Source organism: Pseudaestuariivita rosea (assembly GCF_017592335.1).
Lineage (GTDB): Bacteria > Pseudomonadota > Alphaproteobacteria > Rhodobacterales > Rhodobacteraceae > Parasulfitobacter > Parasulfitobacter rosea.
This window is the reverse complement of record NZ_JACNMP010000006.1, coordinates 75,298-98,675: the sequence shown is the minus strand read 5'-3', so window position 1 is coordinate 98,675 and position 23,378 is coordinate 75,298. Positions and strand designations below refer to the sequence as shown.

Sequence of the window (23,378 nt, the reverse complement as noted above, 5' to 3'; positions counted from 1 at the left end):
TTCGGTTAAGCAATTTCGGACAGGGTCAGCTCGGACCAGAGGCTGTTTGCCACGCCGCCCGCATCCAGATCGGTGACCAGGACCAAGCTGTCGAATTGACCTGTGAAATATTCGCCCACGGGGATTTCAAAGCGGCGCTGGTTCCCGTTAAGAACCGAGCTGTCGAAGAAGTCACGGTTGCCGAACCCGTCCTGTGTGCCGAGCAATGTGAAATATGTATCGCTATCGGGCATATCATCATTATCGAAGCCTATAGCGTGCAATTCACCCTCACCGAAGGTGGTAAATTCAAAGGTCAGAACGGTCTTTTCTGTCACCTCGTAATCGATATCGATCTTCTGCCAGGAATTGGCTTCCTGCAACAACATCTCGCCGTTGTCGAAGATATCGAAGGTGCCTCGATCCTGTTCGGCGCTATAGGATCGGATGTTTTCCAGATCGCCGTTCAGGCGCACGCGCGGCCCCGGTTCGAAAAGCGACACACTGGACCAGAAGCTGGTCGCCTGCGCATCTGCATTCGGGTCATCCTGATCGGTCACAAAGACAAGCCGGTCGAACTGCCCTGTGAAGTATTCGCCCACCGGGATGCTGTAGAACTGGCCGGATGGGTTGCCGTCAGGACCGGCGTTGAAATCCTGAATACCGAAGCCCTGCTGCGTGCCGCCCAGTTGGAAATACGTGTCCGAGTCCGGCGTGTCGTCATTGTCAAAGCCGATGCCAAAGATTTCGGCCTGGCCTTGTGTATCCAGACGAAATGTCAGGATCGTATCTTCTGTGATCTCGTGATCGATCAAAAGGTGGTTCCAGGCGTTTTCGCTTTGGATCAGTTGATCGCCGCGGCGATCTATTTCGAATGTGCCGCCGTCCTGGTCACCGTAGCTGAGCACAGCCAGCGGTGTTTCGTTGAATATCAGCGTGTCCACCGGATCAAGGTCCAGTTCCAAGGCACCCAGGTCCACCAGGCCATCATCGGTGGCACCGGCAGAGGGGAAATCAAATATCCGCCCGAAGCCTGCGCCGCGGCTGTCGGTCACAAGGGGTGCGCCGGTTGCATCGACAGCCAGTGTGGCGTTGGCGACATCAATCGCCGGGTTAAGATCTGAGGCACGCAGCAAGATCGTTGGTAAAGCCCCGCCGTTATTGGTCAGCACGGGGCCATTGGGACCGACATTGGCAAAGATGTCTTCTGCGCGGGCCTGCCCCACTGCTGTGTCGCCGTCAAACAGGGTGGTGCCGATGATATTGTGGCCGATCTGGTTGACGATCCAGCCGGGCGTTTCTGTCACGATGCTGTTGACCAATGTCAGTTCGGCGCGATTTGCGATCTCGACCCCGGCATTCGCGGTGATGGTCGAGTGGATGAAGGTCAGGTCGCCGGTATTCCAGACGCCGTTTGGGGGGTCGAAAAAGAAACTGCCGGTGTTGTCGGCGATCGTTGCATTGCTAACGACCATGGTGCCCGAGTTATTGATACCGGCGCCGTTGCCGCCGAAATTGCCAACGACGGCGACATTTGTCAGCGAGGCTGTTCCGGTGTTCAGTATGCCACCGCCGCCGCCAGTGATGCGCCCCGACGCGTTGTTGTCACTGATCAAAGTATCCTCGACAATAAGCGTGCCAAAATTGGCAATACCACCGCCACTAGAGGGCGCACGACTGACGCCAGCCGAGTTTTCAAATACTTCTGAATTCGTCAGCCGTAATGTGCCCTCATTGAAAATCCCGCCACCGAATGATCCGTCAAACGTGCCTGCGCCGTTGCGGTATATTCTTGCATCATCAAGGGTCAGCTCGGCCTCTTGATCAATGGACACACCAGCACCGTTGCCAACAAAGGGGTTTTCGTCCCTTGGACCGTTTCCGCCCCTTGTGATATCAACGTCGGAAATAACCGATGTGCCGTCCTCGACGATAAGAACGCGCGATCTGTAATCGCCGTCCAGGATGATGCGGCTTGCGCCATCGCCCAGGGCATCGCCGTCAATCGTGACGTCATCCGTAATCCGCAACGGCTCACCCGACAGGGTCATGCGGCCATTTGCAAGATCGGGGTGAAACACAATCTCATCCGCGCCATCCAGTGCATTGGCCAGATCAATCGCTTCGCGCAGCGACAGGCCGGCGCCATCTTCGGCCTCGCGGATCGGATCAAGGGGCTGATCTGTCGCAAGGGGTTCATCTGCCAGGGTGGTGACGGTGAAGGTTGCCATGAGTATCTCCTGCCAAGCTGTGTCGCGGCTGACATGCAGCCCTGAGTGCGACGCGAAATAAACGCGATGGTTGATAAGTTCAGATACTTGCTGGTTTTACGGTATGGTGGGCCATGGGTACGGGGCAAGCACGTGCAGGCATGACGCGCCCCCCGCGCACAAGTCTGCCTATCGATGCATCGCCGGGCCTAAGCGATCGGCAGAGCGGCGCCGATTTCGGGGTCGGGCAACACTAAGTTCTTTGCTATACGGGCCGAACACTCAAGCAGCACCGGCAATATCTGGGCGACCCGTGCATCGTCAAAACGGTTGATCGGACCAGACAGTGTCAAAGCGCCAACCAGCTTGTGGCCCCGCAGAACCGGCACGGCCAGCGATCCGACATCAGGGTCGCGCGCGCCGCGGCTGAAGGCATAGCCTTGGGTTCGGATCGCCCCCAGTTCGGCGTCATCACCTGAGCTGAACGCACGCAGGACCAGCGCGCTTGCGCCATCCTTCAGGGGCAGACTGACGCCTTCTTTCAAAGCATGACGGATTGCGCGAATGGGTTCTTCACGCAGAAGGCAGATACGGCGCTGACCGTCGCGCACGTAAAAAGATGCCGTTTCCCCCGTGGACTGGCTGAGGGTCCGCAACTGGGCGCGCAGCTCCATTGGTAGCCGGAAGGTGTCGCGATAAAGACTGCCAAGTTGCCACGTTCGGGGCCCCAGGCGGAACTGACCACGGTTGTCACGGTTCAGATAGCCCGCCCGGATCAGCGATATGGAAAGGCGCAGGATGGTCGATTTGTTCAAACCACTGCGCCGGGCAAGATCGGCCAGACCCAGGGCACTGGCGCCTTCATCAAAGCAATCAAGCAGCGCCAATGCACGATCAACGGCTTCCACACCTTGCTTTTGGATCTGTTCTGCCATCATATCCTCGAAACTTGGGGGTTGACCTTGACCGGTATGATCCGCAAAGTTTCATCTGCAAGAATAGAATTTCGCCAAGCGAAATACAAGATGGCACATCAGTTGCCAACCAAACGGGAGGATACAATATGAAGTTCAGGATGCTGGGCGCCTTGGCGGCCATGACCATAATGGTGGGTCAGGTATCGCAGGCCGAAAACCATCAGGTGGTCGACAAGATTCACTTTCTGATTCCAGGGGGCGCCGGCGGTGGCTGGGACGGTACTGCACGCGGCACCGGCCTGGCCTTGACAGACGCGGGCCTTGTGGGCAGCGCAACCTATGAAAACATGTCGGGCGGCGGCGGCGGTCGTGCGATTGCGCATCTGATCGAAACAGACGATCCAAACGTCCTGCTGGTCAATTCGACGCCCATCGTGATCCGATCGCTACAAGGTGTCTTCCCGCAAAGCTTCCGCGACCTGACCCCTGTGGCCGGGACAATTGGCGATTATGCGACACTTGTGGTGCACACAGACAGCGAAATCGCCACCTTCCAGGATCTTGTTGACCGCTATCAGGCCGACAACGGATCGGTCACCATCGGTGGCGGGTCAGTGCAAGGTGGTATGGACCACATCGTCGCGGCCATGATCATGCAGAATGCGGGCGCCGATCCGGCGAACATCCGGTATATCCCCTATGATACGGGCGGCCCTGCGATGGCAGGTCTTCTGTCTGGCGAAATCCAGGCCCTGTCCACCGGACTGAGTGAGGCGATCGAACTGGCCCGTCAGGGCGAGGTGCGCATCCTGTGCCTGACGGCAATGGAAGAGGTGCCTGCAGCCGATGGTGCTCCTACCTGCGATGCGGCTGGCGCACCGGGCACCAGTTTTGTCAACTGGCGCGGGTTTTTTGCCGCCCCCGGTATTTCGGACGAACGTGTACAGGCCTATCGTGATGCGCTGACAGCGATGTATGATACCGAAGAATGGGAAGCCGTCCGCGCGCGTAACGGATGGGTCGAAATCTTTAACCCAGGTGATGAATTCGTGACATTCCTTGAGGCGCAGGAGCAGCAGATCGGCGATCTGATGCGCCAGTTGGGCTTTTTGTAAAGAGACGGGCGCCCGAAACATGGGCGCCCTTTTTTGCACCCCAAGGGGATTTTCCATATGTTAACCAAAGACCGAATTGGGGGGATACTGATCCTGGCCTTTTGCGCATTCTATGCGTTCAAGATCGGTGATATCAGATTGTTGCCGTTTCAGCGCGGCGATGCCTTTACAGCGCGCACCATGCCGATGGTCCTGGCTGTTCTGGGGATCGGCTTGGCCGCGATCCTTGTGATCCGGCCAAGCCGCAATCTGCCGGATCTGCGGGGGCTGGATTGGGGCCGCGTCGCCTTTTTCCTGGTCTGGATGTCGATTTACGGGCTGTCCGTTCGCCCGCTTGGCTTTCTTATTTCAACGACCCTTTTCCTGGCTGTGGGCTTTGCAGTGCTGGGGGAACGGCGTCTGTGGCTTCTGGCGGCAGTCTCGGTTCCGCTGGTTGTCCTGTTCTGGCTGCTGATGACCCAGGGACTTGAGGTTTATATTGCACCATTTCCGGAGGGCTGGAATTGATCGAAGGCATACTGATCGGTCTGTCGACCGCATTTACCATCGAAAATCTGCTGTTTGTAATGATGGGATGCCTGATGGGCACCTTTATCGGTATGCTGCCGGGCTTGGGGCCGATGTCGGCCATCGCGCTGATGATCCCGATTGCCGCAACGCTGGACCCATCGGCGGGTATCATCCTGATGGCGGCGGTTTATTATGGGGCGATCTTCGGTGGCTCGACCTCATCGATATTGATCAACGCGCCGGGGGTCGCGTCGACCGTAGCCACATCCTTCGATGGCTACCCGATGGCGCGCAAGGGGATGGCGGGCAAGGCCCTGGCGATTGCGGCTTATTCCAGTTTTTCCGGCGGTGTCGTCGGTGCCCTTTTGCTGCTGGTCGCGGCCCCGTCGCTGGCGCGCGTGTCACTGTCCTTTCATTCGACCGATTACTTCGCGCTGATGGTGCTGGGCCTTGTGGCGGTGGCGGCTTTCGCGGGCAAGGGGTCTATGATCAAGGCGCTGTTGATGACGGTCGTCGGGCTGATGTTATCGACCGTTGGCACCGACCAAACGCAAGGCGTCGCGCGCTTTACCCTTGGCATGATCGACCTGGTGGATGGCATCAGCTTTCTGCTGCTGGTCATGGCGACCTTTGCACTAAGCGAGGCCCTGATGGCCATCCTGAAACCCAAGGGCGACGCGGCCCGGTTAGAGGAAAAGGAGGCGGCGCAAAAACTGGGATCGATGAAGGTTTCGGGCGCCGAAGTCAAAGAAATGGCCCCGGTTATCGGGCGATCTTCGATCCTGGGTTTCCTGATTGGTGTCCTGCCCGGTGCAGGCGCCACAATCGCCAGCTTTCTGGCCTATGGCACCGAACAACGGCTGGCAGGAAAGAAAGGTGCAGAATTCGGAACGGGGTCCGTTCGTGGACTGGCGGCACCGGAAACCGCAAACAATGCCGCGGCGACCGGATCCTTTGTGCCCCTTCTGACACTTGGTATACCGGGGTCGGGCACAACAGCGATCATGCTGGGGGCGCTGATCGGCTATGGCATTCAGCCCGGACCGCGTCTTTATATAGACCAGCCGGAAATCTTCTGGTCTGTCATTGTCAGCATGTGGATCGGCAACATCATCCTGCTGATCCTGAACCTGCCACTGATCCCCTATATCGCGCGCATTCTGGCAATTCCGTCACGCTTTTTGCTGCCACTTATTCTGTTCTTCAGCCTGATCGGGGTCTATTTCGTCAGCTTCAACACCTTCGATATCCAGCTGATGGTCATCTTTGCCACGGTCGCCGTGGTCTTGCGCCTGCTGGATTTTCCGATGGCCCCGATGATCCTGGGCTTCATCCTGGGCGGCATGATGGAGGAAAACCTGCGCCGCGCCTTGCTGATCAACGACGGGTCGTGGTCCTTCCTGTGGGAACGCCCGCTGACGGTGACGATCCTTGGCATCGCAGCCCTGTGTCTGGTGCTGCCCGCCCTGACGGGACAGATCCGGCGGATCAAGGATGCTGCCTATAAACGCACAGGGGCCAGCGGCGATTGACCAATGCCATAAAACCTCTGTCTGGTATACGTGTCCTTGACCTGACAAACGTACTGGCGGGGCCGTTTTGTTGTCATCAGCTTGCGCATCTGGGGGCCGATGTCATCAAGGTCGAGGCGCCCGGGCGCGGTGATCTGGCCCGGCAGCTTGGGGCGGACCCGGCCCTGAATGCAGCCAATATGGGGGCGTCATTCCTGGCGCAGAACGCAGGGAAACGGTCGATCACCGTGAATCTGAAACATGATGACGGCAAGGCTGTGTTGCGCCGTCTTGTGCGCGACGCGGATGTTCTGGTCGAAAATTTCCGCCCCGGCGTGATGGACCGCCTGGGCGTTGGGCCGGATGTGCTGCGCGCTGACAATCCATCGCTGATCTACGCCGCGATATCGGGCTTTGGTCAGGATGGCCCGTGGCGCGACCGGCCTGCCTATGACCAGATCGTGCAGGGTGTGGCGGGTGTCATGGCGCTGACCGGAACGCCCGAGGGTGACCCCTTGCGGGTCGGCTATCCTGTGGCCGATACGATTGGCGGGCTGACTGCGGCCATGGCGATTACGTCGGCTTTAAACGCAAAACCGCGGGGCTGTCTGATCGATGTGTCGATGATGGAGGCTGTGCTGGCCACGATGGGCTGGGCCGTTTCGAACTGGCTGGTGGCTGGCGTCAGGCCGACACGTGTGGGCAATGAAAACATGACCTCGGCCCCATCGGGTACGTTTCGCGCCGCTGACGGTCTGCTGAACATTGCGGCCAACCGCGATACACAGTGGGAGGCTTTGGCCCATCACCTGGGCCGCGCGGACCTGCTGGAGCGGGCCGACTATAGCAACCGGGAAAACCGCAAAGCCAATCGACATGCCTTGCGGGCTGATCTTGAGACGGTTTTGCAAACCCGCCCCGCCGCCCAATGGGTCCGCGAGTTGAACGCCATCGGCGTGCCCGCCGGTCTGGTGATGGACGTGCCCCAGGCGCTGGCCCATCCGCAGGTCGCTGACCGGGGTCTGATCGGCCAGTTTGACGGGGTGCCGGGCGTGGATCGGCCTGTGCAAACGGTGCGAACGGCCGTCAAGATCGACGGGGCCGCGCCCACTGTCGACCGACCGCCCCCCGCACTTGGTGGCGATACTAACGATATACTGGCTGCCGCAGGTTATGATGCCGCCGAAATTGCGGCCTTGCGGCAAGGGGGCGCTGTATGACGAATGATGTGTCTGACTGGTGGCGCACTGCGATCATCGATATGGAGCCCGGGCGCATCGCGCTGCGCGGCCAACCTGTCGAAGATCTGATCGGTCAGATTAGCTTTGCCGAGATGATCTGGCTGATGTTGCGCGGCGAACGACCCGACCCCCGCGCCGCGAAACTTCTTGAGGCGACATTGGTCGCGGCCGTTGATCACGGGCCGCAGGCGCCCTCGATCGCGACTGCGCGCATGGCTGTGACCTGCGGGGTGGCCCTGAACGGTGCGATGGCCAGTGCCGTCAATATGCTGGACGATGTGCATGGCGGTGCGGGCGAACAGGCTGTTGAGCTTTATCATCAGATCGACGCGGCCGGTGGGCCAGATGCCGCGCCCGAGCAAGTTGATCAGTGGCGTCGCGACCATGGTCGCTATGTGCCGGGTTTTGGTCACCGCTTCCACCCGGTCGACCCCCGCGCACCGGCCCTGATGACTTTGGTCAAGGCCGCCGCGGACAAAGGCGTCGTCACCGGCCGCTTTCGTCAGATCGCGTTGGCTGTCGAACAGCATCTGGCCAAAACTGCCTCAAAACCGGTTCCGATGAACATCGATGGTGCAACGGCGGTCATTCACGCCGAGCTTGGCTTCCCTGCCCCGCTGGCCCGAGGTTTGTTTGTGCTGTCCCGTTCCGTTGGCATCCTGGCCCACGCGTGGGAACAGACCGAACAGGGCGGGCGCAACAAAGGCCCAACGCCACCGAAGTACCGCTGGACCTATGACGGTCAAACCTGACCGCACGATGATCATTCGCTTTATGCGTCCGACACCCTAACCGAAGCTTGATGACGTAAATCAGCGCCCGCCGTACGTGACCCTGTGATCCGGGCCAGCATCGGTGCGATTTCCTCATGGTCGAAAACAAACCCGTGCTGCGTCAGTTTCGCGGGAACAACCCGCTGCCCGCCCAGCATCGTTTCACGCCCCATATCGCCCAACAGACCAATAGCCCAAGCCGGTATGCGCAACCAGGCGGGACGATGCAGCGCCTTGGCCAAGGCCCCCGTGAAATCGACATTGCGAACGGGGTTTGGTGCCGTGGCATTGACCGGCCCTTCCAGCGTATCATCCGCAATTGCAAAGGCGATCACGCGGATCATATCGTCATAGGCGATCCATGGCATCCATTGCTGGCCTGATCCCATGACGCCCCCGCCGCCGAACTCAAAAGGTGTCAGCAACCGGGCCAACATCCCGCCTTCCACACCCAGCACCAGACCGATGCGCAGGACCACCAACCGAACACCGTGCCGTGCGATTGGCGCAGCGCTTTCTTCCCAGGCCTTGCAGACATCGTGCACAAACGCCGGCTTCGGGTCGGCATCCTCGGCCAGGATCTGATCACCCTGCAGACCGTAATACCCAACAGCCGAGCCTGATATCACAACGCGCGGCTTGACGTTCAATCGGTCAATCAGGGCATCCAATGCGCGGGTCATCTGAACGCGGGATGCTATGATACGGGCGCGCTTTTTCTGCGTCCAAAGACCGTTGGCCACCGGATCACCAGCCAGGTTGATGATGGCATCGAAACGGTCCTGCGCATGGATCGCGTCAAGCGTCGTGATCACCCGCACCGGATGCGCCAGGCTATCGGCGTTCCGCAAGAACCGGGTCAGCACCGTCACATCATGACCTGCGGCCACAAGCGCCTTGACCAGACGATTACCGATAAAGCCAGTGCCACCGGTGATCAGCAGCTTTTGCCGCGGCGGCAGCGCATCCACCAGTCTGGCCGGATCGCCACGATCCAGTCGTTCGCTTCTTTGGGCAGCCAGCAGATCGCGCAGGCTGAAGATACCAACACCCAATGCGGATAACGTCGCAAAAACGCTCCACCAGCCATAGTTCGCGGGAAGAAGGGCTGTGGGCATCTGTGACCATGTCCACAGGATGGGCGCGGCCAGGGCCAGTATCGCACCATAATTCAGGGCCAGCAGAGTGTGATTGATCCGCTCGGTCCCTGGAAGTTTGCGGGTCAGATCCTCTTCCACGAAATCCCAAAGCGTGATCAGAACCTCGACAATCAGGATACCGGCCAGGATCATTGTCCAGACCCCGTGCGGTTCGATCCATGCAAAGGTCAGAAAGATCACCGCGTAAAAGAAATTGCGCACACCATGCAATTGCAGTTCGCGGCGCTGAGACGGTCGCCAGGCCAGACGTTCGGTGCCTTCGTGATGAACCAAAGTGTCAAAGGCGCCCATGGCGACCTGAATCGCAATAAGGCTCCAGAGGATGGGATCGTTCATGGTTTACTCCTTTGCGTCCTGAAACACGCAGTCTTGCGCAATCATTTCGCCAAAAAATGGATGAGAAAGATGCAGGGAAAACAGAAAGTTACTGTCGCCCATGTCGTGATGGCCGATCACCAGCGCACCGGGGGTCAGCCATTTGGGCAGACGGAACTTACGCCCGCGCAGCTGTATGAAATAGCCAGCACTTTTGAAGTAAAGCGCGTCATCGGTCGCCTCAACAAGAAGCGCCATGCCGACGCCATAACCGATGTATTCCTCAAGCCCTGTTGGCCCATCAAATCGTTTTGAGCTGTGAACGACCTGGGGAAAGCCTTGCGCCCGGCCGTACTGCCGTACCCAGAACTGACCGTCACTTTGCTGATCTTCGGTCACCACAACGACGGCAGCCTGCCCTGCGCTGCTGCGGTCATAGGGCAAAGGGCTGCCAATCAGCCGAACAAGCTGAGCGAAACACCAGCCCGCAGCTGTCATCCGCATGGTCACGACCTGCCCCTGATAGGTCACGCTGCTGCCGCCCTTCAGGCGCTTGCCGAACCTGCGGCGGATGGCCGGCGGCAAAAGAAACCATGCTTGATCACCCAACAGATCGCGAAATCGGTGGTCTATTGCGGGCTGCATCTCTGTTATAAAATGTTTCATCTGTCACCTCATTCGGTAATATCAGTTATTTCTGTTTATACAGAAATTATTGGGCAAAAAAACTTACTCCCCTGATTTTCGATTGGTCAACCGAAGAACTGAAAAAACCTTATCGCCCATTTTCATAAGCATATTCAGTTGTTTCTTGGGGACACCCAGCATTTGCGAATACCATTTATCTGTGGTCTCAAGAAACTCTTGCATCGCTCGCAGCCGTTCCAGAACGACCGGGTTAATGCCTTCTTCCACCTCGGCCTGCGCGACACAGTCGGCGATGGCGATACGTGCGGGGTCAATTTCACGTTCCTTGCGGCCCTGAGCAATCCGCATGGCGATTTCCCAGACGTCCGTCTCGGCTGCGAAATGTTCGCGCCGGTCACCTGCCACCGGAACACGTTGAATCAGTTTCCAGCTGACAAGTTCCTTAAGCGAATTCGAGACATTTGATCGCGCGATCCCAAGCTGTTCCGAAATCTGTTCGGCATTCATTGGCTGTAGCGACAGGAAAAGCAACGCATGGATCTGCGCAACCGACCGGTTGACCCCCCACTGGCTGCCCATGTTTCCCCAGTACAGAACAAACTGTTCCCGTACACGCGATTCAGATATGTCATTTATTTCTGTCATGACAGAAATATCTGATTGCTCAGACAGAAAGTCAAGACGAAATTCGGGAAGGCATCATAGGCCGCTATTTTTAGTTTTTATCGTGATTTACGCCCGGTATCGGATTGGCCTGCTGGGCAAGCATACAACAGATTTTGGCCTGCCCTTCTTGGATGTTTCCAATTTGAGGTAAGCATGTTGTTTGAACCGGGATATGACGGAAACCCGTTTTGGCGAAGAACAGATCACTGTAATTTTGAAGCAGTATCAGACTGCCATTGACCCGAAGAACTATGCCGTAAGCGCAGAACAGCGATGTAATCTTTTATAAATGGCGTTCGAATTATGTCGGCCTAGAGATTTGAGATATTTGACGCTTGAAGATTCCGAAAACCCAAGATGACAACACATCGGTGCTTCTATTGTTTTGAGGCAGCTGCCTGACTCTACTTCAACAGCAAAATCCATAACTGTCTTGGGATTTGTCTGACATGCGGCGCAACCAAATCTGATGAATTTCGGTTTTTCTGTTTATGATTCATGACATGCGCACAGTTTCGCAAATACGCACAGCACTTATTTGCCTAAAAAATAGGCATTTTCTAATTGTATAAATTACCAATGATCAACGCGATGGACTGCTTATTGTATCTGGCCCGCGCCAGGGTCTAGGCTGAGCTTTGGGAGTGTAGGTATGACAAGCGGACAGAAGTTTTTCGATGAAATGCGCGGCATAAATGATGTGACGCGCGCGCCTTATGACGCATATGCAAGCTGGTTTCAGAGCGAAGACCCCAAAGGACTGATAAAGGAAGCCAAAGAAGCCGAGGCCTTTTTCAGGCGCACCGGCATCACATTCAACGTCTACGGTCAGGCCGATGCCGAGGAACGGCTGATCCCCTTTGACATCGTGCCGCGCATCATATCCAGTAAGGAATGGGCGTTGCTGGCGAAGGGCATTGATCAGCGTGTTCGTGCGATCAACGCGTTTTTATACGATATCTATCATCGGCAAGAGATTTTGCGCGCAGGCCGTGTGCCCAAAGAATTGATCGCCCGGAACGAGGCTTTCCTGCCCATGATGATGGGGGTCGAGCCGCCCGGTGGCATCTATACCCACATTGTCGGAACTGATCTGGTCAGAACGGGCGAAAGTGAATTTTTCGTGCTTGAGGATAACGCCCGCACGCCGTCCGGTGTCTCTTACATGCTGGAAAACCGCGAAACGATGCTGCAGATGTTTCCCGAGCTTTTCAGCAGTATCAAGGTACGGCCCGTTGCCGGCTATCCGACCGCCTTACATGCCTCGCTTGCTGCCTGTATGCCGCCCGATCCCAGCCCAGAGCCGACAGTGGCGATCCTGACCCCCGGCATCCACAACTCGGCCTATTTTGAACATGCGTTTCTGGCAGATAACATGGGCGTCGAACTGGTCGAAGGCAGCGACCTTAGGGTCCGCGATGGCCGGATCGCCATGCGCACCACCCGTGGATACAAGCCCATCGATGTCATTTACCGCCGTGTGGACGACGATTTCCTTGATCCGCTGAATTTCAATCCTGGAAGTCTTTTGGGCGTGCCAGGCATTTTCGACGTCTATCGCGCCGGGCGGATCACAATCGCAAATGCGCCCGGCACCGGCATTTCGGACGACAAGGCGATTTACAGCTATATGCCTGATATCGTTGAGTTCTACACGGGCGAAAATGCTATCTTGAAGAACGTGCCGACGTGGCGCTGTTCTGAGCCAGAGTCTTTGGCCTATGTGTTGGATCACCTGGCCGAACTGGTGGTGAAAGAGGTTCATGGTTCAGGCGGTTACGGTATGCTTGTCGGCCCTGCGGCGTCCAGGAAAGAACTCGAGCAGTTCCGCGCCAAGCTGCAGGCCAAACCGGGCGGTTATATTGCGCAGCCAACGCTGGCATTGTCGACCGTGCCTATTCTGACCAAGGCCGGCCTGGCGCCGCGCCACGTTGATCTGCGCCCCTTTGCCCTTTTCAGTCCGAACGGCGTGCAGCTGATCCCAGGGGGTCTGACCCGTGTTGCTTTGAAAAAGGGCAGCCTTGTCGTCAATTCAAGCCAGGGTGGCGGCACAAAAGACACCTGGGTCCTGGAGGACGACTGATGCTGGGCAAGACCGCCGGTGGCCTGTTCTGGATGTTTCGCTCTCTGGAGCGTAGCGAAAACACGGCACGATTGATTGAAACGGGTTTTCGGATCGCACTGACGCGTCCGGGAAGCGAAGAATGGGCCAGCGTGCTGAAAACGGCAGCTGCGGACCAAGCCTATACTGCGAACCATGGTGCAGTCGAGCAATCACGTGTCATCAATTTCCTGCTGCGTGATCCGGGTAACCCATCCTCTGTCATGTCGTCCTTTTCCCAAGCCCGTCAGAACGCACGTATCGTGCGCACGGCCATCACGCGGGAAGTCTGGGAAGCCGTCAATGACGCCTATGTGTCCCTGAAAGACCGACTGGCCCGTCCTGTTCCCGAACGGGATTTGCCGGATGTCCTGGCACAAATTCGGCAGCACTCTGCCCTTGTCCGCGGCACCTTGCATGGGTCAATGTTGCGGAATGATATGTTCGACTTTTGCCGCCTGGGCACGTTTCTGGAACGCGCGGACAACACCGCCCGGATCCTGGATGTGAAGTATTACGTGCTGCTGCCTTCGGTAATGCAGGTCGGGTCGTCTTTGGACAACGTGCAATGGGAAACGATCCTGCGGTCGGTGTCCGGGGTGCGCGCCTATAACAGGCTGAACCATGGCAAGGCGACACCGATGGGTATCGCAGATTTTCTGATCTTCGACCCACGCATGCCGCGCAGTCTGCGCTATTCGGTGACAAAAATACTGAGCAATCTTAGGATGCTTCATGCCGAATACAGCGATTGGCACGCCTGTCATGACACCATCGAACGGTTGGACAGACGGCTGACACGACAAACCGTCGAAGAGGTATTCGAAGAGGGTCTGCATGAATTCCTGACCGAGTTTTTGGCCGAAACCGGCAGGTTGGGGGCAGAAATTGAAACAGACTTTAAATTTACGGAGTGAGCGCCCATGCTGCTGAACATCGGCCACACCAGCAAATACCGGTTTGAACACCCCGTGCATTATGGGCTGCAGCAACTGCGCAAAACGCCCAAAAGTCGATCAAGCCAGGCCATCAGAAACTGGACGATCGAGATCGAAGGGGGTCGCATCGAAACCGAATTCACTGACCATCATGCCAATGACGTGACCCTGATTTCCTTTGATCCGTCGGCGACCGAGATCACCATTCAATGTCGCGGACTTGTCGAAACGACAGACGAACACGGTGTGGTGGGCAAACAGCGCGGATGCATCCCGCTTTGGCTTTTTCAAAGGTCCACGGAACTGACCCGGGCGACGCCCAATGTGCGCCGTCTGACCAAAGGTCTGCGCGAGGCGCATGATAACGACATCGCCCTTTTGCATGCGCTTTCTGCCCGCATCATTGATGCAGTGCGCTACGAAATCGGACAAACGGATACAGCGACAAGCGCAGACACAGCCATTGAACGCGGGTCCGGCGTGTGTCAGGACCACGCCCATATCTTCATTGCGGCCGCACGGGCGATGGATTTTCCTGCACGATATGTATCGGGGTATCTGATGATGGATGACCGTACCGAGCAGGACGCAACGCATGCCTGGGCCGAGGCGCATATAGATGGGATCGGTTGGGTCGGGTTCGATATCTCGAATGCCATGTCACCGGATGATCGCTATGTGCGTGTGGCCACGGGTCTGGACTATGGTGAAGCCGCTCCGATTTCGGGTCTCAGGTTTGGCGCAGGGTCAGAAGCATTAACTGTGGACGTGACCGTCGCACAGCAGTAGTTGGTCCGAATAAGGAGCGACTATGACCTATTGCGTTGGCCTAAAACTGAAGCATGGACTGGTGTTCATGTCTGACACACGCACGAACGCGGGCGTCGACAACATCAGCGTGTTTCGAAAGATGTTTCACTGGGAAGCCACCGGCGAACGCTGCATCACCCTCATGACGGCGGGAAACCTTGCGACCACACAGGCCGTCGTCAGTCTGCTGAACGAACGCGCGCTTCCGGCCGAAGAACGGGGGTCGCCCTCAATCCTTCAGGTGCCTTCGATGTATCAGGTGGCAAAACTTGTGGGTGAAACCCTGCAGGAAGTGATCCGCGACCAGACCGGCGATGCCGGACCAAATGCCGAGTCCGCATTCTCGGCCACCCTTATCCTTGGTGGGCAGGTCAAGGGCGGCGAGTCGCGGCTTTTCATGATTTACCCCGAAGGAAATTTCGTCGAGGCCAGCGAAGAAACACCCTTCTTTCAGATTGGCGAAACCAAGTATGGAAAGCCGATCATCGTCCGCGCCTTTTCCACTGATATGACGTTCGAAGACGCGATAAAGATCACGATGCTCAGTTTCGACTCGACGTTAAAGGCCAACCTATCCGTGGGCCTGCCGCTGGACCTGCATGTCTACAAAAATGACAGCCTCAGACTGGGCACCCAAAGACGGATCGACCAGGGCGACAGCTATTTCGAAGCGCTGTCCCTTGGATGGGGCGAGGCACTGAAAAACGCGGTACAAGACCTTCCGCCTTATCGACTGGACGATACATAGTCGAAGTCAGGGCTATTCCTGAATTTCTTCATGCTCAGCCACCCCGGCGCACGGCAGAACTAGCGATTTTGAGACTTCATCGCGCGTAAATCTGTTGAGATACAAAATCAAGGTCGGTGATTGCGCAATTGCAGCAATGCCCGGATGGCGGGCCGCTTCGTAGTAGCGACCATTTCCATTCAACAGCAGTTATGAACCGTATTTACTTCTAAATATTCTATCGAGCCAATACATGAATTCGTTAGAACGACAGCATTGTTGCAAAGAATGATGCATGTTAAACTTGCCTCAGTACTTCTTCACTGGAATGGCGCACCAGTAAGCCCAAAAGAGTAATATCCTTTAATATATGTAAAATATTATAAAAATGGCGATCCCGGAAGGACTCGAACCCTCAACCTACTGATTAGAAGTCAGTTGCTCTATCCAGTTGAGCTACGGGACCGCGACAGGGATGGATTAGACAAGCACTTGTCATCATGCAACAGGAATTTCACCAATGCCATACAAGCAAAATTGAAATGGTACCGTCTGGTGGGTTCGAACCACCGACCTCTGGTGCCACAAACCAGCGCTCTAACCAACTGAGCTAAGACGGCAACGATCGTTCAGATACCGTCGCATATCATCAATTGCAAGGGAAATACGTCCGCTTTTCCGGTGCAGGTCACCACCGTTAGTCGATTTGGTTGCAACTGCCTTGCACCATGGGCTAAACGACCCCGTCAGCAGGAGAATGATGATGGGCATCAACAGCGAAAAGGACGTCGAAGCCAATCTGCAGATCGGTCCGACAGATGTGGGCATGGTGCGCATTTATGTCGAAGCCGATGGTGCCGAAATTCCGATGGATTTCGATGCGGATGAAGCTGAAGAGATTGCCGAAGAAATCATTGCTGCAGCCAAAGCTGCACGTGCGATCAAACCGCCGAAGAAAGCATGATGTCAGGATCCCGCGCCATGTGTTGGCGCAGGGCAGCATGGCGGGCGAACTTTCGGGTCAGCATTTTGCGCCGCGCCGGGGTCAGTTTCTGTTCATCGGACATGCGCAGGATTTCAGCGTCATAGGCATCGGCGATGATCAAACCGCCATCATCCGGCAGCAATTCCGTCGGAAACGACGAATCCACAGCCCAGAAATATCGATCGCACCATTCAAGATACCCCTGCCACTTTTGATCGGATTGAAAATCGACCCGGCTGGATTTGCATTCAATGACCCAAATCTCACCTTTTGGCCCCAAAGCAATGACATCCACACGCAGTCCCGCAGTTGGAACAAATTCATGAACCGACATGAAATCCAATGACAAAAGGTGCCGCGACACCCCGCGCGCCAAAAGTTGCCCTGGTTGAAGCTCGATCATCATATCTTGATTATGAACAAAACATGAACAATGACAAGTGTACTTAAATAAAAAAGCCCCGGATATTACCGGGGCCAGAGCGATGATTTAGGAGAAGAGGCGCCCTGCGCGTCAGGCCGACAGACCAACCTGCAGAGGCTGCGCGACACGTGCGGATGAGAAGAAAGGTGAAACCCTGGCAACCTTCGGCATCGCCACCTCATCTTCATAAACGCGAAACTGTTTGCCCAGGATCAGTGGCGTATCACGGTTCATTTCGCACGCCGCATCTGCAATGGCGGCAATGCTTTCCGGTGTCGATGCGTTGCCCATCAGGCTATACAGTGATGGCAAAAGATCAAAAAGCTCATCGGCATCGTCGCCCTTGCGGTCACTAAGAATAACTGTTGCGACATTAGGGTTATAGTATTCAGCCGCCAGCGCAACGGACAGGCTGTGCGCATCACCGATGCATTCGCGAATGATCAGCAGATCAACCGGGGCTGTTCTGAGAAAGCCTAATGCGCCCTCAACCGTGAGTTTCTGTTTGGTCGTGATACCGCGCGCCTTAACAGCAGCGCCGATTTTACCAACTGTCGAAAAACGAGAGTCCAGAATAAGTGCGTGCATTGGACCTTCTCCTACATCAATTACCGTTTACTTTACCTTGCGTTTACGAAGACAAGATGCACTGACACTGTTTAAAACTTCGTGAAGGTACCGCGAAAGTTGCGTTGTATTTTCGTAAGCTTGTTTACAATTTGATTAAACAGATGCGTTTAACCGATTGATAAGACTTGTCGGATCACCCCCGCCACCTTATCTAAACATCTGGCGGGTACTGCCCTTCTCGTATATGGGTCAAATTCCGGTGGCCTTAAGCAATTCCGAGGGAGCTGGCTCTGATTGGATCGTGGTCCAGTTACCTGGCGCCCACCTGTATATACAGGTCCTCGGGAATTACGAACCCCACGGTTGCGTGCGGGCCCGCCGCTGATCAGACATATTTTCAACCTTGATCGGAACCGGCTGCAGCATTGCCGCAGGACGGCCATTTGATGGCGTGTCGTCTTTTTCTTCCATCCGCATAATGGCAATGCCGAATTGAACGCCGGAAAATACAATACCGTTGAACATGAACAGCAAAAATGCCGCCAGCCAACCTTCTGATGTGTGCGTCACCAAATGCCACAGGTTTGCAACGTTGAAGTAAAACAGCAACCCGACAAAGCAGCCCGCAATGACAAATCCAATCAAAGACTGACGAATATAAAGCTGAACCAGTTTGGGCATCGGTAACCTCAGATCATTCACACTCAGTCTATAAACTATCTCGTTTCCGCCGGAATGCAAATCAATTGCATTCAACCTGTGGCTTTACAACACTTTCATATTCCTGTGCCCTGACTGTTACATAGGCCTCTATGTAGCATCCATGGGCAGCATTTGTGCCAGCCTGATCAATCGCTAACAAACGAACTGGAGCACTCTGATGAAAATCATAACCTATGCCGCCTGTTTTGGCTTGGCCCTGGGGGCATCGACCGTGGCCGCACAGGACACCGGCAATGTGATCTTTTTTCACCCGGACGGAACGGGTTTGAACCATTGGACGGCTGCGCGGATGCATATTGCAGGCCCCGATGGTCAGCTGAACTGGGATCGGTTGCCTGGCATCGGTGTCTACACCGGCCACATGGCCGACCAGGTGACGGGGACAAGCCATGGCGGCGCAACGGTCCATGCCTATGGCGTCAAGGTGCAGGCTGACAGCTTTGGCATGAATGGCACGGAAGAGATCACCGCCGCCTCCGGGCAGCGCATGTCCATCGGCCAAGAGGCCCTGCAGGCAGGCAAGGCCGTGGCGCTGGTGCAAACAGGTCATATCGCCGAACCGGGCACTGCTGTTTTCGTGGCATCCTCGGAAAGCCGTCGGAACACTCAGGATATCGCGGAACAGGTCATCACATCGGGCGCACAGGTGATCATGGCGGGCGGCGAACGATTCCTGTTGCCTGAGGGCACCCAGGGTCGTCACGGGGCGGGCGAACGACAGGATGGCGTAAACCTGATCGAACGCGCAGAAGAACTGGGATACACTGTTGTTTACACCCGTGATGAACTGATGGCTTTGGATGTCGATAATACAGACATGGTGCTGGGTGTTTTTGCCCATAATCACACATTCAATGATCAGGAATGGATCCGGAACACTATCGACGGTCTTCCAACGTATTTGGAAACCGCACCAACCATCGCCGAGATGACCGACATCGCCCTTCAGATCGTATCGCGCGACGAAGACGGCTTTTTCGCCGTGATCGAAGAGGAAGGCACAGACAACATCCCCAACAACATGAATGCCGCCGGTACGCTTGAGGCCTTGGCACGGGCCGATCAGGCGACGGGTGTTATTCTGGATTTCATAGGTCAAAATCAGGATACGATGCTGGTAATGGCTGCTGACTCAGATGCGAGCGGATTGCAGGTGGTGGCCACGGACGGCCCCGGAATGGTCGATGCAACAACCCGGGGTGGTGGTATCCTGCACGGGCAGCAGGGGCCTTTTGGCGATGCTTTCATGACGGCGCCTGACGCCAACGGGGTGAAGCACCCGTTTGGCATTGCATGGGCCGGGTCGAACGACATGGCGGGCGGTATTCTGGTCCGCACCGCGGGTCTGAACAGCGATCTGGTCGAACCGTTGATGGACAGCACTGACGTCTACCGCATCATGCACCGGACGCTGTTTAACGTTCCGATGCAATAACGAAAGGTAGGACCAGCCTTTGGTACGCGGGGCCGGTCATTTGTATCGCTATGCTATGAGGTCCCGGCGCGCTGGCCGGGACTGCTTGGATTGGCAAGTTGTGCAAAATGCCTGACCGATGTGTTATCGGATAGATCGGGATTTGAGTATTTTTGCCAAGAAGAAGATTATATGCTCTTTATTGTTCCAAAAATACTCATGACACATACGATACTCAGAAAGCTTCTGGTCTGGCCTCTCGTGCCATGTGATCCAGAACAGCATTGACGAATTTCGGTTCTTTACCTTCGGGGAAAAACGCGCGGGCGACGTCGACGAATTCGCTGATCACGACCTTGGGCGGGGTGTCAGATTGGCCCAACTCGGCCCCTGCTGCGCGGAACAGGGCGCGCAGGGTCGGGTCGATGCGGGCGATGGGCCATTTGGCCACCAGTGCGCGGTCGGTCATCTGGTCGATGCGGGCCTGATTATTCACCGCATCTTCCATCAGTTGGCGGAAGATATCGGGGTCGCCTTCGTTCATCTCATCGTCTTCATAGCGGGCGCCAAAGCGGTGATCGTGAAATTCACGAATGACGGCATCGACTGTCTGCCCCGATGCCTCCATCTGAAAGAGCGCCTGCACGGCATAAAGGCGCGACGCCGACTTCATCTTGCGTTTTTGGTTGTTCGACAGGGTCATGCGGTTGTGGACCCATCTGCGTCGCCGGCCAGCAGGATTGTGTCGGTGGTGGGTTTGAAGCCCACGCCCTTGGTCTGACCGCTCCATTTGCGGCTGATGGCAATCAGGTGCAATGCCGCCGCCGCGGCGCCCCCCCCCTTGTTCTGATCATCAGGGTGCGCGCGCACCTCGGCCTGGGCGCGATTTTCCACCGTCAGAATGCCATTGCCGATGCACAGGCCCTGCAACCCCAGCAACTGGATCGCGCGGCTGCTGTCGTTGCAGACGGTTTCGTAGTGCGTGGTTTCCCCGCGGATCACGCAGCCAAGTGCGACATAGCCGTCGAAATTCGAAAGTCGTTCCGCCATGCCGATGGCCGTCGGCACCTCAAGCGCGCCGGGCACTTCGATCAGCTCATGGGTGGCGCCCGCGGCCTCAAGCTCGGCCACAGCGCCTTTTATCAGATTATCCGCAATATCGCGATAATAAGGGGCCACGACGATCAGCGCCTTGACCGGCTTGTCAAAACTGGGGCGCGGCAATGTATAGTGCGTTTCCTGTCCGGCCATCAGCCAATCTCCGATATTTTGCGGGTGCCCACGATTTCAAGGCCATAGGCCTCAAGCCCGACAACCTTTGGGGTGGGTGAATTTGTCAGCAAGGTCATTTTCGATATGCCGAGTGACGATAATATCTGCGCTCCAAGCCCATATTGCCGCAGGGTCTGGGGCGACACCTCGCCCTCGGCGCTCAGTTTCATATGCAGATCGCGCAGCAAAACCAGCGCGCCGCGGCCTTCGTCCGCGATCAGTTTCATCGCATCGCTGAATTCCGCCGCACGGCCCCTGCCCCCGGTGCCGACGATATCCAGCATCGGGTCCAGCGCGTGCATGCGAACCAGAACCGGATCATCGCCCGAGATATCGCCCTTGATCAGCGCGATATGTTCGGCGCCCTGGGTTTCGTCGGTGTAAACGCGCAGCTCCCATTCGCCGCCGAATTCTGACGTGATCGTTTCAGACGTCCGTTGGCGGACCAGATTGTCGTGGCGGCGGCGATAGGCGATCAGGTCGCTGATCGTGCCGATTTTCAGATTGTGCAGCTGCGCAAAGGCAATCAGATCGGGCAGACGCGCCATGCTGCCGTCTTCGTTCATGATCTCACAAATCACGCCGGAGGGGTTCAGCCCCGCCAGCCGACTGATATCCACGGCAGCCTCGGTATGGCCTGCACGGACCAGCACGCCGCCATCGCGGGCGCGCAGGGGGAAGACATGGCCGGGTGTGGCGATATCGGCGGCGGTTTTGCTGCTGTCGATGGCCACAGACACCGTGCGCGCCCGATCATGGGCGGAAATACCGGTGCTGACGCCTTCGCGCGCCTCGATCGACACGGTAAAGGCCGTTTCATGGCGCGAAGAATTGTAAGACGCCATCAGCGGCAGACCAAGCGCATCAACCCGTTCACCCGTTATTGACAGGCAGATCAGACCACGCCCATGGGTGGCCATGAAATTGATAGCCTCGGGCGTGGCCATCTGGGCGGGGATGACAAGATCTCCCTCGTTCTCACGATCCTCATGATCGACCAGAATGAACATCCGCCCGTTGCGCGCATCTTCGATGATTTCATCGATTGAGCTGATCGCATCGCTCCAGTTTTGTTCCACCGGTCCGGGGGTTTCAAAGCTCATGGTGTTGCTCCAAAATACTGATCTGCCGGAATATATCCGGCCAGGCGCCCGGCCTCGGACCATTCCCGTTCCAGCGCCGTGTCACCGATCACCAACAGACTGTCACCGGGTGTTTGCGCCTGGCGGGCAATACCCTGCATGCCGCGGCGCACCTCGGACCAGGGCGCAAAGGCGCGCGGCGCGGCGGTGGCCAGATCGATGACCGGGTTCAGGCCCATCACCGCCGCGGCTGACAACGGTGGCTGCACCACCGCGATCCGCTGACAGGCGCGCAGGCCTTGAAGTTTCGCGTTCCGGTCGGGCCGCAAACGATCCCGGCCCTTCACCAAACGCAAGGCATTGGTGGAAAACAAAAAACCCACAACGTCACGGCCTGTGCTGGCGCGGACACTGGCGTAGGTTTTGTACTCCAGCCCCAGTTCCTGAGCCCGCTTGACGCGCAGCCGCACGATCTCAATCGGCAGTTTCGGCAGCAGATCGGCGCGCGCCTTGGTCCAGACGTGCTTGCGCCAGCGATAGCCGCCTTCCATCGTGGGGCCGTTGTTGTGGCCTAGACCGCTCATTCTTCATACTCCGCCAGACGCGCGACATAACGGGCCAGAGTATCGATCTCCAGGTTCACATGATCGGCCATCTTGACCCCACCCCAGGTGGTCGCGGTTTTGGTGTGCGGGATAAAGTTGATACCGAAATCAGCGCCATTTACATCGTTCACCGTCAGCGATGTGCCGTTCAAGGCAACCGACCCCTTGGGTGCAATGAACTTCGCCAGATCATCCGGCGCACGCAGAATGACGCGCGTGCTGTCGCCTTCGTCCTTGATACCGATCACATCGGCGACGCCATCGACGTGACCCGACACGATATGACCGCCCAGTTCATCACCGACGCGCAGCGCGCGTTCCAGATTGATCCGCGTGCCCTTGGACCAGCCCTTCAGGTTGCTTTTCGATAGTGTCTCAGCCGACACATCCACATCAAACCACCCTGCGCCCAGATCCACTACGGTCAGACAAACCCCGTCACAAGCGATTGAGGCCCCGATATCAATGTCGCCCGTGTCATAAGATGTGCCAATCCGCGCGCGCATGTCGCCGCGCTGTTCGACCTGCAGCACCTCGCCTATATCCGTGATAATCCCTGTGAACATGCGCGACCCTTTCTTCTTTCGTTCCACCTAGCCTGTGCAACACAGCGGGGCAAGATGTGACACTGGGTGACGATATTATTTGTTATTTAATCTTTTTGCCAATTGATGACCCTTGG

24 protein-coding genes and 2 tRNA genes are annotated in these 23,378 nt (G+C 56.8%); 11 read left to right on the top strand and 15 right to left on the bottom strand.

Annotated features, from left to right (window positions below; all coding sequences use genetic code 11):
- Positions 1–5 precede the first annotated feature (5 nt).
- Complete coding sequence (locus tag H7848_RS06495) at positions 6–2,210, bottom strand: hypothetical protein (RefSeq protein ID WP_208349176.1); 2,205 nt, start codon at positions 2,208–2,210, stop codon at positions 6–8.
- 188 nt (positions 2,211–2,398) lie between these two features.
- Complete coding sequence (locus tag H7848_RS06490; RefSeq protein WP_208349175.1) at positions 2,399–3,124, bottom strand: IclR family transcriptional regulator; 726 nt, start codon at positions 3,122–3,124, stop codon at positions 2,399–2,401.
- A 128-nt stretch (positions 3,125–3,252) separates the two neighbouring features.
- Between H7848_RS06490 and H7848_RS06485 the strand changes: the two genes are divergently transcribed.
- From H7848_RS06485 to H7848_RS06465, 5 genes are read left to right on the top strand one after another with little or no spacing between them, the layout of a single operon-like run.
- Positions 3,253–4,221, top strand: coding sequence for a tripartite tricarboxylate transporter substrate binding protein (locus tag H7848_RS06485; protein ID WP_208349173.1), 969 nt, complete (start codon positions 3,253–3,255; stop codon positions 4,219–4,221).
- Positions 4,222–4,278: 57 nt separating this feature from the next.
- The gene (locus tag H7848_RS06480; RefSeq protein ID WP_208349171.1) at positions 4,279–4,728 is read left to right on the top strand and encodes a tripartite tricarboxylate transporter TctB family protein; all 450 of its coding nucleotides are present in this window, start codon (positions 4,279–4,281) and stop codon (positions 4,726–4,728) included.
- On the top strand, positions 4,725–6,263 hold the full coding sequence (locus H7848_RS06475) for a tripartite tricarboxylate transporter permease (RefSeq protein WP_208349168.1): 1,539 nt from the start codon (positions 4,725–4,727) through the stop codon (positions 6,261–6,263). Before H7848_RS06480 ends, H7848_RS06475 begins: the two co-directional genes overlap by 4 nt.
- Complete coding sequence (locus tag H7848_RS06470; RefSeq protein WP_237072614.1) at positions 6,260–7,462, top strand: CaiB/BaiF CoA transferase family protein; 1,203 nt, start codon at positions 6,260–6,262, stop codon at positions 7,460–7,462. The genes H7848_RS06475 and H7848_RS06470 overlap by 4 nt, the downstream gene beginning before the upstream one ends.
- Complete coding sequence (locus H7848_RS06465; RefSeq protein ID WP_208349165.1) at positions 7,459–8,235, top strand: citryl-CoA lyase; 777 nt, start codon at positions 7,459–7,461, stop codon at positions 8,233–8,235. The genes H7848_RS06470 and H7848_RS06465 overlap by 4 nt, the downstream gene beginning before the upstream one ends.
- A 20-nt stretch (positions 8,236–8,255) precedes the next feature.
- Here the strand turns inward: H7848_RS06465 and H7848_RS20165 are convergent, their stop codons facing one another.
- From H7848_RS20165 to H7848_RS06450, 3 genes are all read right to left on the bottom strand, one after another.
- Positions 8,256–9,752: a TIGR01777 family oxidoreductase gene (locus H7848_RS20165; RefSeq protein WP_272874385.1), complete on the bottom strand. Its 1,497-nt coding sequence runs from the start codon at positions 9,750–9,752 to the stop codon at positions 8,256–8,258.
- Positions 9,753–9,755: 3 nt separating this feature from the next.
- On the bottom strand, positions 9,756–10,397 hold the full coding sequence (locus H7848_RS06455) for a DUF4166 domain-containing protein (protein ID WP_208349162.1): 642 nt from the start codon (positions 10,395–10,397) through the stop codon (positions 9,756–9,758).
- Positions 10,398–10,460: 63 nt separating this feature from the next.
- The gene (locus H7848_RS06450; protein WP_208349160.1) at positions 10,461–11,024 is read right to left on the bottom strand and encodes a GbsR/MarR family transcriptional regulator; all 564 of its coding nucleotides are present in this window, start codon (positions 11,022–11,024) and stop codon (positions 10,461–10,463) included.
- Positions 11,025–11,697: 673 nt separating this feature from the next.
- Here H7848_RS06450 and H7848_RS06445 point away from each other — a divergent pair.
- Genes H7848_RS06445 through H7848_RS06430 form a run of 4 tightly spaced genes read left to right on the top strand, consistent with a single transcriptional unit; the run spans position 11,698 to position 15,642 of the window.
- Complete coding sequence (locus H7848_RS06445) at positions 11,698–13,128, top strand: circularly permuted type 2 ATP-grasp protein (protein WP_208349157.1); 1,431 nt, start codon at positions 11,698–11,700, stop codon at positions 13,126–13,128.
- Positions 13,128–14,063 carry an alpha-E domain-containing protein gene (locus H7848_RS06440; RefSeq protein ID WP_208349154.1) on the top strand — a complete coding sequence of 312 codons (936 nt, stop codon included), beginning with the start codon at positions 13,128–13,130 and terminating at the stop codon, positions 14,061–14,063. Before H7848_RS06445 ends, H7848_RS06440 begins: the two co-directional genes overlap by 1 nt.
- Positions 14,064–14,069: 6 nt before the next feature.
- Complete coding sequence (locus tag H7848_RS06435) at positions 14,070–14,873, top strand: transglutaminase family protein (protein ID WP_208349151.1); 804 nt, start codon at positions 14,070–14,072, stop codon at positions 14,871–14,873.
- Between the two features lie 22 nt (positions 14,874–14,895).
- Entirely contained in the window at positions 14,896–15,642 is a 747-nt protein-coding gene (locus H7848_RS06430) for a proteasome-type protease (RefSeq protein ID WP_208349148.1), read from the top strand.
- A 368-nt stretch (positions 15,643–16,010) separates the two neighbouring features.
- On the opposite strand, the gene H7848_RS06425 is transcribed toward H7848_RS06430, so the two are convergent.
- Positions 16,011–16,087, bottom strand: a tRNA-Arg gene (locus H7848_RS06425).
- Between the two features lie 77 nt (positions 16,088–16,164).
- Positions 16,165–16,241 (bottom strand) — tRNA-His (locus H7848_RS06420).
- A gap of 143 nt (positions 16,242–16,384) precedes the next feature.
- On the opposite strand from H7848_RS06420, the gene H7848_RS06415 reads away from it, so the two are divergent.
- The gene (locus H7848_RS06415; RefSeq protein WP_208349145.1) at positions 16,385–16,585 is read left to right on the top strand and encodes a DUF6324 family protein; all 201 of its coding nucleotides are present in this window, start codon (positions 16,385–16,387) and stop codon (positions 16,583–16,585) included.
- Here the strand turns inward: H7848_RS06415 and H7848_RS06410 are convergent.
- From H7848_RS06410 to H7848_RS06400, 3 genes are all read right to left on the bottom strand, one after another.
- Positions 16,563–17,012 carry an MmcB family DNA repair protein gene (locus H7848_RS06410; RefSeq protein ID WP_208349142.1) on the bottom strand — a complete coding sequence of 150 codons (450 nt, stop codon included), beginning with the start codon at positions 17,010–17,012 and terminating at the stop codon, positions 16,563–16,565. The two genes, H7848_RS06415 and H7848_RS06410, sit on opposite strands and share 23 nt — an antisense overlap.
- A 108-nt stretch (positions 17,013–17,120) precedes the next feature.
- Positions 17,121–17,618 carry a hypothetical protein gene (locus H7848_RS06405; protein WP_208349141.1) on the bottom strand — a complete coding sequence of 166 codons (498 nt, stop codon included), beginning with the start codon at positions 17,616–17,618 and terminating at the stop codon, positions 17,121–17,123.
- Positions 17,619–17,948: 330 nt separating this feature from the next.
- Positions 17,949–18,281, bottom strand: a complete 333-nt coding sequence (locus tag H7848_RS06400; RefSeq protein ID WP_208349140.1) for a hypothetical protein — start codon at positions 18,279–18,281, stop codon at positions 17,949–17,951.
- A gap of 199 nt (positions 18,282–18,480) precedes the next feature.
- Here H7848_RS06400 and H7848_RS06395 point away from each other — a divergent pair, with 199 nt between their 5' ends.
- Positions 18,481–19,758 carry an alkaline phosphatase gene (locus H7848_RS06395; RefSeq protein WP_208349139.1) on the top strand — a complete coding sequence of 426 codons (1,278 nt, stop codon included), beginning with the start codon at positions 18,481–18,483 and terminating at the stop codon, positions 19,756–19,758.
- 214 nt (positions 19,759–19,972) lie between these two features.
- On the opposite strand, the gene nusB is transcribed toward H7848_RS06395, so the two are convergent.
- Genes nusB through H7848_RS06370 form a run of 5 tightly spaced genes read right to left on the bottom strand, consistent with a single transcriptional unit; the run spans position 19,973 to position 23,262 of the window.
- Positions 19,973–20,440: a transcription antitermination factor NusB gene (nusB, locus tag H7848_RS06390; RefSeq protein WP_208349138.1), complete on the bottom strand. Its 468-nt coding sequence runs from the start codon at positions 20,438–20,440 to the stop codon at positions 19,973–19,975.
- Positions 20,437–20,988, bottom strand: a complete 552-nt coding sequence (locus H7848_RS06385) for a 6,7-dimethyl-8-ribityllumazine synthase (RefSeq protein WP_208349137.1) — start codon at positions 20,986–20,988, stop codon at positions 20,437–20,439. The genes nusB and H7848_RS06385 overlap by 4 nt, the downstream gene beginning before the upstream one ends.
- The gene (ribB, locus tag H7848_RS06380; protein ID WP_208349136.1) at positions 20,988–22,112 is read right to left on the bottom strand and encodes a 3,4-dihydroxy-2-butanone-4-phosphate synthase; all 1,125 of its coding nucleotides are present in this window, start codon (positions 22,110–22,112) and stop codon (positions 20,988–20,990) included. The genes H7848_RS06385 and ribB overlap by 1 nt, the downstream gene beginning before the upstream one ends.
- Positions 22,109–22,675 (bottom strand): hypothetical protein, encoded by a 567-nt coding sequence (locus H7848_RS06375; RefSeq protein ID WP_208349135.1) that lies wholly within the window; start codon positions 22,673–22,675, stop codon positions 22,109–22,111. The genes ribB and H7848_RS06375 overlap by 4 nt, the downstream gene beginning before the upstream one ends.
- Entirely contained in the window at positions 22,672–23,262 is a 591-nt protein-coding gene (locus H7848_RS06370) for a riboflavin synthase (RefSeq protein ID WP_208349133.1), read from the bottom strand. The genes H7848_RS06375 and H7848_RS06370 overlap by 4 nt, the downstream gene beginning before the upstream one ends.
- Positions 23,263–23,378: the final 116 nt, after the last annotated feature.

Coding starts and splice junctions, on each gene's coding strand:
- H7848_RS06430 (WP_208349148.1), top strand. CDS start 14,896: ATGACCTATTGCGTTGGCCTAAAACTGAAGCATGGACTGGTGTTCATG.
- H7848_RS06480 (WP_208349171.1), top strand. CDS start 4,279: ATGTTAACCAAAGACCGAATTGGGGGGATACTGATCCTGGCCTTTTGC.
- ribB (WP_208349136.1), bottom strand. CDS start 22,112: ATGAGCTTTGAAACCCCCGGACCGGTGGAACAAAACTGGAGCGATGCG.
- H7848_RS06385 (WP_208349137.1), bottom strand. CDS start 20,988: ATGGCCGGACAGGAAACGCACTATACATTGCCGCGCCCCAGTTTTGAC.
- H7848_RS06405 (WP_208349141.1), bottom strand. CDS start 17,618: ATGCACGCACTTATTCTGGACTCTCGTTTTTCGACAGTTGGTAAAATC.
- H7848_RS06485 (WP_208349173.1), top strand. CDS start 3,253: ATGAAGTTCAGGATGCTGGGCGCCTTGGCGGCCATGACCATAATGGTG.
- H7848_RS06435 (WP_208349151.1), top strand. CDS start 14,070: ATGCTGCTGAACATCGGCCACACCAGCAAATACCGGTTTGAACACCCC.
- H7848_RS20165 (WP_272874385.1), bottom strand. CDS start 9,752: ATGAACGATCCCATCCTCTGGAGCCTTATTGCGATTCAGGTCGCCATG.
- H7848_RS06370 (WP_208349133.1), bottom strand. CDS start 23,262: ATGTTCACAGGGATTATCACGGATATAGGCGAGGTGCTGCAGGTCGAA.
- H7848_RS06400 (WP_208349140.1), bottom strand. CDS start 18,281: ATGCCCAAACTGGTTCAGCTTTATATTCGTCAGTCTTTGATTGGATTT.
- nusB (WP_208349138.1), bottom strand. CDS start 20,440: ATGACCCTGTCGAACAACCAAAAACGCAAGATGAAGTCGGCGTCGCGC.
- H7848_RS06490 (WP_208349175.1), bottom strand. CDS start 3,124: ATGGCAGAACAGATCCAAAAGCAAGGTGTGGAAGCCGTTGATCGTGCA.
- H7848_RS06465 (WP_208349165.1), top strand. CDS start 7,459: ATGACGAATGATGTGTCTGACTGGTGGCGCACTGCGATCATCGATATG.
- H7848_RS06495 (WP_208349176.1), bottom strand. CDS start 2,210: ATGGCAACCTTCACCGTCACCACCCTGGCAGATGAACCCCTTGCGACA.
- H7848_RS06440 (WP_208349154.1), top strand. CDS start 13,128: ATGCTGGGCAAGACCGCCGGTGGCCTGTTCTGGATGTTTCGCTCTCTG.
- H7848_RS06455 (WP_208349162.1), bottom strand. CDS start 10,397: ATGAAACATTTTATAACAGAGATGCAGCCCGCAATAGACCACCGATTT.
- H7848_RS06375 (WP_208349135.1), bottom strand. CDS start 22,675: ATGAGCGGTCTAGGCCACAACAACGGCCCCACGATGGAAGGCGGCTAT.
- H7848_RS06410 (WP_208349142.1), bottom strand. CDS start 17,012: ATGATGATCGAGCTTCAACCAGGGCAACTTTTGGCGCGCGGGGTGTCG.
- H7848_RS06445 (WP_208349157.1), top strand. CDS start 11,698: ATGACAAGCGGACAGAAGTTTTTCGATGAAATGCGCGGCATAAATGAT.
- H7848_RS06395 (WP_208349139.1), top strand. CDS start 18,481: ATGAAAATCATAACCTATGCCGCCTGTTTTGGCTTGGCCCTGGGGGCA.
- H7848_RS06415 (WP_208349145.1), top strand. CDS start 16,385: ATGGGCATCAACAGCGAAAAGGACGTCGAAGCCAATCTGCAGATCGGT.
- H7848_RS06450 (WP_208349160.1), bottom strand. CDS start 11,024: ATGACAGAAATAAATGACATATCTGAATCGCGTGTACGGGAACAGTTT.